The sequence below is a fragment of the Kitasatospora sp. NPDC056181 genome (assembly GCF_042266225.1).
Lineage (GTDB): Bacteria > Actinomycetota > Actinomycetes > Streptomycetales > Streptomycetaceae > Kitasatospora.
Window position 1 is genome coordinate 26,202 of sequence record NZ_JBHJUK010000085.1, and the last position, 12,339, is coordinate 38,540.

A 12,339-nucleotide genomic window follows, 5' to 3' on the forward strand; every position below is an offset into this window, starting at 1 on the left:
GTCAGGTCCGTTCCGCGCTGTGCAGCCGGTCCTCGACATGGGTGACGAGCCGTCCCACGGTCAGGCCGATGATCTCGTCGAGCTCCATGTCGGCGATGAACTCGGCGAAGTTGATCCGGTCGCCCCAGCGGTCGCGCAGCAGCCCGGCGAGGGTGACCAGGTCGATGCTCTCCAGGCCGAGGTCCTCGGTGAACCGGGCCTCCATGGTGACGTCGGCGGTGTCGAGTCCGTACTCGTCGAGCACGGCGGCCAGCATGCTGGTCACCTCCGTGAGGATCTCGGGGCCGGTCGGGGAAAGGTGCTCGCTGGTGGTCACGCCGTCTGTCCTTCGAGGTCGTGGTGGTCGGGGGAGTCCGCGGTCCAGGCCACGACGTAGTCGCGTTGCGGCCGGCCGGGTGGGCTGCTGACCCGGGTGCAGTGCACGTGGTGGGTGCGGAGCCCGTCGGGGGTGGCGACGGCGACCCGCAGAGCGGTGGGGCCGGCGGTGACCACGGTGAAGTCGTGCGGCCGGCCGCGGAGCCCGGTGCCCTCGGCCTTGGCGGCTGCCTCCTTGGCGGCCCAGAACCGGGTGAACCAGACGTCCCGGGAGGCGCCGTCCTCTGCCTGGCAGGCCGTCAGCAGCCGGACCTCCCGCGGGAGCAGCGCGACGGGCAGGGTCTCGGCGGGGCGTGCGGTGACCTCTTCCACGTCGATCCCGGGGCCCGGAGCACCGCTGCCGCAGGAGGGGCGCACGAGTGCGACCGCGATCTCGCTGCGGTGGGCGAGGGTGACCTCCAGGTCCGGCAGCAGCCGGCCGTGCAGGCCGCGCACCCGGGGGCGGCCGGAGGGGTCGTTGAGCACCTGGATCTCCGCGGGGAAGGGCCGGTCGGTCGAGTCCTGCCACAGCAGGCGCCGCACCGCGTCCTTGACCGCGATTCTCCCCAGCAGCCAGGCCCGGCGGCCGCGCGGCGGCTGCCGGTCGTACTGCTCGCGCTCGGCTGCGCCCAGGTGGTTGCGCATGATCAGGTCGCGGGAGGCGAGGTCGGGCCAGCGCTCGTGGAGCAGGACCCAGCCGCCGGGCTGCGGGGTGGAGAGCGTTTCGCGCTCGACGAAGCGTTCGACGGGCCGGGTCTCGGGGTGGCTGTCGAAGCGGCGGTCCTGCCAGCCGTCGATCTCGGCCCAGACCTCGCCGTCGGCCAGGAGCTGGACGTCCGCTTCGAGGGTGGTGCGGCTGATCGCGGTGATGCGGATCCGGCAGTCCAGGTCGGTGCCCGGGCGCGGCTGCGGTCCGTGCAGCCGCAGGTGGCGGATGCCCACCGGGAAGACCACGGAGCGTTCGGTGTGGGTGGCCATGATCCAGTAGCCGAGGAGCTGGCCGACGTTGTCGAGCAGCGCACCGGGTGCGGAAGGCGCGGTGATCACACCGCGCACGTGGTTCCCGCCGAGTTCGGTCAGGGCGGTCAGGCCCTGGAAGGCGGGGCCGTGGAACATCCACCGCTCGTCGTAGAGCCTGGTGGCCGGCATCGGCGTCCGGTGCGTGCTCCCGGGCGGTTCGGCCGGCCACGGGGTGGGCGGGGCCGGGTGGCGGTCCGCCAGTTCGACGGTGCCGGCCGCGTAGCTGCCGAAGGCGGCGGTGAACCGGCCGGGGCCGGCGTCCTCAAGGGTGATCTCGATGTCGAGGGGGCTCGCGGCCGGCACCCAGCGGCCGAAGCGCAGGTCGTGCAGGGCACGGACCACCTGTCCCGGTGCGGCCTGCTCGGCGGCGTCCATCAGGTGCTGGACGATCGTCGTGGCGGGGACGACCGGCCAGCGGTCCGACAGGTCGGGCCAGCCCGGGCGCTGGCGGTAGAAGCAGTGGTCGAGCAGGTAGGGCATGGTCCCGGTCGAGATGAGCAGGTGGCTGCTGTGGTGCGCGCGTTCCCGGGCGGGGACGGGCCGGGCCGGCGCGGGTGGCTCCCGGTGCGGCGGCGGGGCAGGGGAGACGGGCTGTGCCGGTGCGGTCCGGTGCGGCGGTGCGGCGGCCGGCCGGCGGTGGGTGAGCACCTCGGCGACGGCCCGTTCGGTGTCGCGCAGGAGGGCGCCGAGTTCGGCCGCTACGGGGTGGGCGTCGAGCAGTGCGGCCAGGGTGTCGCCCGGGGCGCGGGCTGGTGCGACGGCGCTCGGTGCGACGGCCTGCGCAGCGGCGGGCGGCACGGTGGCCGGACCGGCTGCGGGCCGGGCAGGGGTGTTCGCCGGCAGGGCGGGGGCGAGTTCGGCACGCAGGGCGGCGACGGTGGCGGGCTCCAGCGAGACGAGGCCCCCGGAGAGGTCCAGCGGTACCGAGGGGTGCGTCCGTACCGCAGTGGTGGGGCGGCTGTCCGGGGTTCGTGCCCGGGCGGGCTGCAGAGCGGCCGAGTCGGGTTCGGCGCCCTCGACCCACAGGGCGGCGGCGAGGCGGCGCAACTGGGCGAGCCCGTCGCGGTGCGGCGAGTTCGCGGCGATCACCAGGTGCTCCCGCCGGCCCAGGGTGTCGCCCACCAGGGAGCCCAGCTGGCCGGGGCCGACCTGGACGAAGGCCCGGAACCCGTCGGTGTGCAGGGCTTCGACCAGTGGTCTGAAGCGCACCGGTTCGAGCAGGTGGCGCAGGAACAGGGAGCGGACCTGCGCCGGGGTGTCGGGAAACGGCGACGCCGTGGTCCCGGACCACACCGGCACGGTCGGGCGGTGCAGCCGGAAGCCTTCGGCGGCCTGGCGGATCGGGGCCAGGTAGGGGGCGAGCATGGGGGTGTGGAAACCGGACCGGAACGGCAGGACCTGGCCGAGCACGCCACGGACCCGGAACCGGCGGACGAGTTCGGTGACGGGTTCCTCGGGCCCGCAGACGATCGCCTGCTGCGGGGCGTTGTCGTGCGACAGGACGACCTGGCCCATGTCCTCCAGGCTCGCGATCGTCTGCTGGACGTCGTGGGCGGAGGTGCCGAGCACGGCGAAGGCGAGCCCGGGGACCTGCAGCGCGTCGGGGTCGAAGGAGTCCAGGAAGGCGTCCACCTGGGTACCGGAGAAGAGGCCTGCGGTGATCATGGCGGTCCACTCGCCGACGCTGTGTCCCGCCACCGCGTCGGGGTGCACGCCGATGCGGCGCAGCGCGGTGTCCAGGAGCCGTCCGACCGTGACGATGCCCGCGCCGTGGCGGCCGATGTCGTCCGTCCGGGCGCCTGCGGCCAGGGCGGGACGGGGCAGGCCGAAGTGGTCGGCGACCTCCTCCACCCGGGGACTGAAGTCGCCTTCGAGGCCGGGGAAGAGGAACGCGACCTTGCCCCGGCCGGCGGAGGCGGGGCCCAGCAGCGGCGCGGGGGTGAACCAGATGTCGCCGCGCCCGCGCCAGGGCCTGCCCCGCTCGACGGCGCGCCGGGCCATGGCCAGCCGCTTGCCGGTCGGGTCGGCGATCGCCAGCCGGCACGGGGGAGCCGGGGGGCCGCCGGGTCCGTCCGGCTCGGGCCGGGCGGCGGCCGACACGGCGGAGTCCTGCGCGGACAGCAGCTCGGCCAGCCGCTCGGGGGTGTCGGCGGCCAGGCGCAGCACGCGTTCCGGTTCGGCCACCACGGTGGTGGCCCGCGCGGCGGGTAGCGCGGTGGCCGGGGCGCCGGAGCGGGGGAGGGCGGGGGCCTGTTCCAGGACCACGTGGGCGTTGATGCCGCCGAAGCCGAAGGCGTTCACCGCGGCCCGGCGGAGGATCCCGTCGGCCGGCTCCCAGGGCCGCGCGGTGCCGATCGTGCGGAAGCGGGTGGCGGCCAGCGCGGGGTGCGGGTCCTCGCAGTGCAGGGTGGGCAGCTGCATCCCGTGGTGCACCGCGAGTGCCGCCTTGACCAGGCCGGCGATGCCGGCGGCGGGCATGGTGTGGCCGATCATCGACTTCACCGAGCCGAGCACCGCTCGTTCCTCGTCCGCGGCGGCGGGGCCGAACACCTCGGCGAGCGTGGCCAGTTCGGCCGCGTCACCGGCCGGGGTGGCGGTGCCGTGGGCCTCCAGGAGGCCGAGTGCGCCCGGCGTCGTCGGGTCCAGGCCGGCCGCCCGCCAGGCCGCACGGACGGCGCGGCACTGACCTGCCGGGTCGGGGTTGGTCAGACCGGAGGTGCGGCCGTCACTGGCCACACCGGTGCCGCGGATCACCGCGTACACGCGGTCGCCGTCGCGCTCGGCGTCGGTGAGCCGCTTGAGGACCACCATGCCGGTTCCCTCGCCGATCAGCAGGCCGTCGGCACCGCGGTGGAACGGGCGGATCCGCCGGCTCGGGGAGAGCGCGCGCAGCTGCGTGAACACGCTCCACAGCGTGACGTCGTGGCAGTGGTGCACTCCGCCGGCCAGGACCACGTCGCAGCGCCCGCTCGCCAGCTCGCCGACCGCCTGGTCGACCGCGACCAGTGAGGACGCGCAGGCGGCGTCGACCGTGTAGGCGGGGCCGCGCAGGTCCAGCCGGTTGGCCACCCGGGAGGCGGCCAGGTTGGGCACCAGGCCGATCGCCGACTCCGGGCGGTCGGGGCCCAGCCGGTCGGCGAACGCCTCGCGCACGCGTTGCAGCTGGCCGGCCGAGAGTTCGGGCAGCAGTTCGCCGAGGGTGCGCACCAGCTGGTGCGCCCCGCGTACCCGCTGGTCCAGGCGGGCCAGGCCCGGTGTCAGGTAGCCGCCGCGGCCCAGGACCACCCCGACCCGGTCGCGGTCGGTCAGGCGGTCGCTTCCGCCGGCGTCCGCGAGGGCGGCGTCGGCGACCTGCAGGGCGATCAACTGGTCCGGTTCGGTGCCGGGGACCGAGGCCGGCATGATGCCGAACCGGGTCGGCTGCACCTGCGCCAGGCCGTCCACGAAGCCGCCGCGCCGGCAGTAGAGCCGGTCCGGCGCGGCCGGCCCCGAGACGGCATGAGGGTCGTAGAAGCCGGCGTCCCACCGCCCTTCGGGCAGGTCGGTGATCGCGTCGACGCCGTCGACCAGGTTCCGCCAGTAGGCGGCGAGGTCGGGGGCGCCCGGCAGCAGCACCGCCATCCCCACCACGGCCACCGGCGGCATGCGCGGGTTCGTCAACGGTCTCACCACCCGGACGCGGTGTAGACGACGGCGCGGGTTCCCGGTTCGCCCCAGGCCAGTTCCCGCAGCAGCGCCAGCGTGCCGGCCTGCGGGTCGATCAGGCGCACGCCGCGGCGGGCGTAGTCCTCGGCGAGTTCGGGCGAGACCATGCCACCGTGCCGGCCGGTCGGTGCCCAGGGGCCCCAGTGCACGGTCAGTGCCCGGTTGCCGGTGCGCTCCGCCCAGCGGGCTCCGGCCTGTTCGAGGGCGTCGTTGGCGGCCGCGTAGTCGCTCTGGCCCCGGTTCCCGAGGGCTGCCGCGATGCTGCCGAAGAGCACGGTGAAGCGTGGTGCGGCGGGCAGCTCGTCGAGCGCGCCGAGCAGCGCGGCGGCGCCGTCCGCCTTGGTGGCGAACACCCGTTGGAAGGACGCGAGTTCCTTGTCGGCGAACATCCTGTCCTCGATGACGCCGGCCGCGTAGACGACGCCGTCCAGCCGGCCGTACTCGGCGTGGATCTCCTTGACGGCCTGCCGCAGCGCGGCCGGGTCGGCGGCGTCGGCGGTCCGGTAGCAGGCGGTGGAGCCCAGGTCCGACAGCTCCCCGAGCGTGGCTGCGACCTCACGGCCGGCCAGCACCCGGGAGGCGGTGGCGTCGATCTGCGGCAGCGGCACGCCCTGGCGGGCGAGGACGCCGCGCAGCTCGGCCCGGCTCTGGGCGGCGGCGGTCACCTGGTCCTCGGGGCCGCCGGGCGCAGCCGTGCGGCCCAGCAGTTCCAGCCGGCAGCGTGAGGAGGCGGCGAGGGCGGCGGCGAAGCGTGCGGTGATGCCGCGGGCCCCGCCGACGAGCAGCACCACGGCGTCACGGTCCAGGCCCAGGGCGGCGGCCTCCGCGCCCCCGTCGCCGGCCGGCCCCGCCCCCCTGCCGGCCACGACGCCGAGGCCCGTCTCCACCAGCGCGATGCCCTGGCGGCCGGCCGGGCCGCGCAGCACCACCGGTTCGTTGTCCTCGGCCAGCAGCTCTTCGACCAGTGCGTCCGGGGCCTGCCGGGCGGCGTCCTCGATCTCGACGAGCCGTACGGTGGTGTGCGGGTATTCGCGGGCCAGGCTGCGGAACAGTCCGCGCAGCCCGTCGCCCCGCCCGGCGGCCGCCTGGTCGTGGTCGGTTCCGGCGGGTGCGGTGGCCGGTCGGGCGGCCAGCAGCCAGCGCGGGTCGCGGGCCAGGGCGGCGCGCAGCACGGGCACGCTCGCGGGCAGCACCGGTGGCCCGTCCTCACGCAGCGGGTCCAGGAACAGCACGCCGTCCACGGGGCCGTCCGCCTCGGACAGTTCGTGGGCCGCCCCCAGGGGCAGCACGTTCGCGCCGAGCGCGGCGAGCCGGGCGGTGAGGGCGGCGTGGTGGGTGTCGTCGCCCAGCAGGGCGAACCGCTTGCCGGCCAGGGTCTCGGACGCCGCCGTGGGGTCGGGCAGCGCGGTGGTGCCGAAGCACAGCCGTACCGGTTCGTTCCCCGCGACGGCCGGCGACCCGGTGGACCGCGGGGCGGGGACCTCGGGCGTGGACGGATCGGCCGTGGACGGATCGGCCGGGTCGGTTCGGGCGGTGAGCCAGCGGGCGATGGCGAGGGCCGTGCGGGCCCGGGACAGCTCCTCGACCTGAGCGTCGTCCAGCTCGGGGATCCCGTTGGCACCGTTGCCGAGCCGTCGGGCGAGCAGGCCCACGATCTCCGTCCGCTTGATCGAATCGATGCTCAGATCCGCTTCGAGGTCCAGCTCGGGTTCGATCATGTCGGCCGGATAGCCGGTCCGTTCACCGATCACCTCGATCACCGCTCGCAGCACCTCGTCCACCCCGCCGGCCGTCGGCGGCACCGGGGCAGAGGCAGCGGCAGGGGCAGAGACGGGATCCGGAGCCAGGACGGATGCGGACGGCAGGGTGACCGGGACGGCGGCGGACGGAGGCGACTGCGGGACGACCGGCGTGCCCGTCACTCCCCCCAGATGGGTCAGGAGGATGTCGCGCTGGGCTGCGATCAGTTCCCGGCTGCTGCGCAGGAAGTCCGCGATCAGCGCGTCGCTCGCGGCGGATCCGGTGTGCGGGCCGGGCTGCTGGGCGGTCATCAGGGCCTCCGGTACGCGTCGGGCCGGCGCGAGTGCGCCGGGCAGCAGGTCTCCGGCGGCGGTGCGCACCAGGTGGCCGTCCACCGTCCAGCCGGGGCGGCGCGGGGGCTCGGCCCGGCCGGCCTCCACCGCGTCGCGGCCGCGCAGCAGGCGGCCGGTGCGGACCGGGACGCCCGCGACCGCGAGCTCCGCCAGTGCGTCCAGGTATCCGGCCAGTCCTCCACGCCGCCGTTCGAGCGGGATCGCCCGGTGCGGCCGGTCGCCGAGGACGTTCGAGACCAGACGGGTGAGCACCGTGCCGGGGCCGGCCTCGACGAACACGCGCGCTCCGGCCCGGTACATGGCCTCGACCTGGTCGAGGAACCGCACGGGCGCGCCGATCTGGGCGGCGAGTTCGGCGCGGACGGACGCCGGGTCCGCCGGGTACGCCGTCGCCGTCCGGTTCGACCAGACCGGGAACTCCGGGGCCCGCACGGTGTGCTCCGCCAGTGCCGCGGCGAAGCGTCCGCCGGCGCCGGCGACCAGCGGGCTGTGGAAGGCGCAGGCGACCGGCAGCCGCTTGACCCCGTATCCCGCCTCGCGCAGCAGCACGCCGGCCGCGGCCACGTCGTCGCTCGCACCGGAGACGACCGTCTGCCGCGGTGCGTTGTGGTTGGCCGCCACCACGCGGCCGGCCAGCCCCGCTGCCGCCAGCACCTGCTCGACGGACCGGGCGTCGGCGGTCACGGCGGCCATCGCCCCGGGGTCCGACCCCTCGCCGACCGCGTCCAGGATGCAACGGGCCCGGTCGGCGCTGAGCGCCGGCAGGTCCTCGGCGGCGAGCGCCCCGGCTGCGCACAGGGCGACCAGCTCGCCGTAGCTGTGGCCGCCGGCCAGGTCGGGACGTACGCCGGCCAGTGCCAGCAGTTCGTGGGCCGCAAGGCCCGTCATGCCGAGGACCGGCTGCGCGACCCGGGTGTCGGTCACCGCGGCGTGCTGTCCGTCGCGGTCCTCGGGGGTGAAGGCGGTCGGCGGGTACAGCAGGTCGGCATACGCCCGTCCGAGCCGCAGTTGACGCCGGACCTGCGGGAAGGCCGCGAAGAGTTCGGCGAAGACGCCCGGCTTCTGGCTGCCCTGCCCGGGGAAGAGGAAGGCGACCTCGCCGCCCGGTGCGCCGTCCGGGTCGGCCAGGTGCAGCCCGGCGCCCGGTGCGTGCTCGCCGGCCACCGCCCGGCCGAGCAGGTCGACCAGTTCCGCGACGCTGGAGGCCACGATCGCGGCCTGCACCGGACCGTGCCCCCGCTCCGCGCGACGGGCGGCGGCCAGCGCCAGGTCGCGCAGCCGCCACGGCGCGCCGTCGGCCCGGGCGAGCCGCAGCAGTTCGTCCGCCCCACGCAGCGCCCGTGCCCGGTCGCCGCCGCGGAAGGTGAACAGCTCCGCCGGCCACTCCTGCAGGCCGTGGGCCGGTGTCGGACCGGCATGGCCGCGCAGCACGGTGTGGAAGTTGGTGCCGCCGAAGCCGAACGCGCTCACACCGGCCACCCGTTCGGCCGGCGGCCGGACCCACGGCCGGGCCTCGTCGTGGAACACGAAGGGGCTGTCGGCCTGCCAGGCCGCGTTGGGCCGGCGCAGGTGCAGGGTCGGGGGCTTGATGCCGGTGTGCAGCGCCAGCGCCGCCTTGATCAGGCCGGCCAGGCCGGCCGCGCACTTGGTGTGCCCGATCTGCGACTTGACCGAGCCCAGTGCGCAGCTGCCCGGCTCGGCGCCGGCCTCGGTGAACACCGCCTCCAGGGTGGCCAGTTCGGTGCGGTCGCCGACCACCGTGCCGGTGCCGTGCGCCTCGACCAGGCCGACCTGTTCCGGCCCGATCCCGGCGCGGCGGTAGGCCCGCTCCAGCGCCGCGCGCTGCCCTTCGGGCCGCGGTGCCGTCAACCCGAGCGAGCGGCCGTCGCTCGCACTGCCGATGCCCTGGATGACCGCGTAGACCCGGTCGCCGTCCCGCTCGGCGTCGGCCAGCCGTTTGAGGACCACGCAGCCCACCCCCTCGCCCAGCGCGATGCCGTCGGCGGACGCGTCGAACGGGCGGGAGCGGCCGGTGGGGGAGAGCGCGTGCACGGAGGCGAACAGGAGGTAGTCGTTGATGCCGTTGTGCAGGTCCGCGCCGCCGCACAGGGCCAGGTCTGTGGTTCCGTCGACCAGCTGCCCGCACGCGACGTCCAGGGCCGCCAGCGAGGAGGCGCACGCCGCGTCCACCGTGAAGTTGCCGCCGCCCAGGTCCAGCCGGTTGGCGATCCGCCCGGAGATGACGTTGGCCAGCATGCCGGGGAAGGAGTCCTCGGTCAGGACCGGCAGCTGCTCGGCGATCGGCTCGGGGACGCGGCCGAGGTAGGCCGGAAGGACCGCACCGAGCACGCCGGCGTTCGACAGGTCGCTGCCCGCCTCGGCGCCGAACACCACGCCGGCCCGCGACCGGTCGAAGGCCCGCCCGCCGTCACCGACCCCGCTGTCGTAGCCCGCGTCGACCAGGGCGCGGCGCGCGGCCTCCAGTGCCAGCAGCTGGACCGGCTCGATGCTGCCCAGCGCGGACGGCGGGATGCCGTAGACCAGCGGGTCGAAGGGGATCCGGGGCAGGAAACCGCCCCACTTGGAGGGGGTCGTGCCGCTCCCGCCGTCCTGCGCGTGGTACACGGCCGGGTCCCAGCGTTCGACGGGGACCTCGGTGACCGCGTCCACCCCGCCCACCACGTTCGCCCAGAACGCGGGCAGATCGGGGGCCTGGGGGAACATGCCCGACATGCCGATCACCGCGATCTCCAGCGGCGCCGGCTCCGGCTCGCACGCCACCTCGTCCTCCAGGCGCTTCAGCGCCTCGGTGGCACCGGCGGACAGGAAGGCGGCCGCCCCGGTCGTGACGGCGGCGTGGAGTTCGGCGAGCGTCGTGGTGGCCGAGCGCAGGACCGCGACCTGCCCGGCCATGAACATCCCGCGTTCCAGCTGCTCCTGCTCACCGACCGCGACCAACCCCTCCGGGGTGCGGTCGACGGCCTTGCTGGCAACCCGTAACCGTCCGACGTTCAGCTGCTCAAGACGCTCCCACGCCTCGCGGTCGGGTACGCCTTCGGTGCGCAGGCGCTCCCGGGTCGCGTTGAACTCCCCGGTGAAGGGGCTGGGCACGCAGCGGGTGGCGTGACCCGGTGCGGTCTGCAGCAGCTCGGTCCCCTGCGCGGCCAGCACCTGCCGCTGGAACTGCGGCTGGACCGCGCCGAGCGCGACCGCCTCCTGCGTGAACAGGTAGGCCGTGCCCATCAGCAGCCCCGTCGTCACCCCGCGGTCCGCAAACGGCGCGGCCATCGCGGCCACCATCGCCGCCGACCGCTCGTCGTGCACGCCCCCGGCGAACAGCACGTCGACCTGCGGCCGCCCCTCGGCCGTGTCGAGGAACTCCTCGAGAACCGCCAGCTGCGCCTCCCACAGCGGGAAGCTGTGCTGCGGTCCGACGTGTCCGCCGCACTCCGAGCCCTCGAAGACGAATCTGCGCGCCCCGTCCTCCAGGAACTGTCGCAGCAGCCCCGGGGAGGGGACGTGCAGGAACGTGCGGATCCCCGCCTCCTCCAGCACACGCGCCTGGGAGGGGCGCCCGCCGGCGATCACGGCGTGACTGGGCCCGGCGGCCAGCACCTCGGCCAGCTGGACGGCGCGCAGTTCCTCCGGTGCGAACCCCAGGACGCCGACGCCCCAGGGCAGTTCACCAACCGCGGTCCTGGTCCGGGCGAGCAGGTCGCGGGTGCCCCCGGCGCCGGTCAGGGCAAGGGCCACGAACGGGAGGGCCCCGGCCGCGGCGACCGCCGCGGCGAAGGCGGGCTGGTCGCTGACCCTGGTCATCGGACCCTGCGCCACCGGCAGCGCGGTGCCCAGGGCCCGGCTCTGCGGCGTCCGCGGACGGAGCAGGGACGATGCCGCTTCTTCGGACGCCACGGACCGGAGCCCCGCCAGCACGCTCTCCCGCACCGCACGTACCGCCGCGGCCGCCGTGTTCCACCGCTCTGCGAACCTCTCGGCCAGGAAACCGTCCTGACCGATCGTCAGGGTGTCTGCCGCACGGGGAGGTTCGCCTCTCGGGCCGCGTTGCAGCACTCTGCGGCCCCCGACCACACTGGTCTCGGAGCCGTCCATGCCGCGTACCGCGGCCGCGGTTTCGTCGGATGTCGCGGACTCCGCGAGCAGGGCCAGCTGGCTGTCGAGAACCACGCCCGCCGCTCCGCCCGCCACCGCGGCGGTGGCGGTGTGCACCCCGATGCCGCCGCAGGCCCACACCGGCACGTCGATCCCCGGCGCTGCCAGCACCTGCTGCAGGAGGACGAAGGTGCTCAGATCCCCTACCCGGCCGCCGCTCTCGCAGCCGCGGACGACCAGTCCGTGGGCGCCGGATCCCACGGCGGCCAGTGCCGCCGACAGGTCCGTCACCTCCACCAGCACCCGGTAGCCGTCGGGGAGTTGTGCCACGCCCCAGCCATCGGCAGCCGAATCCACCACCACGGTGTCCACGCCGGAGTGCTCCGGGGGGCCGAGGTCCTCCGGCGTGAGCCGGCAGCCGGAACCCACCCGGATCCCGAACCGGCCCGGGGAGCGCTCGCGCAGGGCCGCGAGTTCCTCGCGTGCTCTCCGGTCGCCGGTTCCCAGGTCCAGCACTCCCAGTGCGCCGGCGAGGCAGACGGCCTCGGCGAGGCCGGCGTCCGGCTCCTGGAACGGGGTGATCCCTATGACCAGATCGGCCGGGGGAACAGTGGGCCTCATGGATTCTCCGTAACAGTAACGGTGCAAGGGCCGGCCAGTGACATGACGCGCCTGCTGTCGGGATGCGAAGGCGCGGTTCTTCCTGAATGGGATGTCCGGGCTTGGGGAATGCTACTGAGCGGTAAGGCATCACAGGTTAAAGCTGCGAGTCATATACATGTCAAGAAGGCGAAGGTGCGCAACGCGCGACGGACCAAGATCCTCCGGCTTGCAGGTGACGCCACCCGCGCTGCTCCTTCCCCAACCGGAAGGGGGGCGGGCCGCGGCATGCGCCGGACCGGGGAGAGACGGCCCGGGGACGCGGCGTGGGGCCCCCGCGGGGGCCGGGGGGCCCCGCTGCAAACCCGGCGGGGGGGGGGTGGGGGGCCGCCCCCAACCCCGCCCCCCCCCCGCCCCCGTAAAACACCCCCGCGGTGTGCGGCCCCCCGGGGGGCGG

At 75.5% G+C, this 12,339-nt stretch carries 3 protein-coding genes; all 3 read right to left on the reverse strand.

Annotated features, from left to right (window positions below; genetic code table 11):
• Position 1 precedes the first annotated feature (1 nt).
• The 3 genes from ACFC1F_RS27695 to ACFC1F_RS27705 are packed head-to-tail and all read right to left on the reverse strand — an operon-like array spanning position 2 to position 11,903.
• Positions 2-316, reverse strand: a complete 315-nt coding sequence (locus ACFC1F_RS27695; RefSeq protein ID WP_374106182.1) for an acyl carrier protein — start codon at positions 314-316, stop codon at positions 2-4.
• Entirely contained in the window at positions 313-5,019 is a 4,707-nt protein-coding gene (locus ACFC1F_RS27700; protein WP_376162291.1) for a beta-ketoacyl synthase N-terminal-like domain-containing protein, read from the reverse strand. Before ACFC1F_RS27700 ends, ACFC1F_RS27695 begins: the two co-directional genes overlap by 4 nt.
• Positions 5,020-5,039: 20 nt before the next feature.
• Positions 5,040-11,903, reverse strand: coding sequence for an SDR family oxidoreductase (locus ACFC1F_RS27705; RefSeq protein ID WP_376162287.1), 6,864 nt, complete (start codon positions 11,901-11,903; stop codon positions 5,040-5,042).
• Between the last annotated feature and the right edge of the window lie 436 nt (positions 11,904-12,339).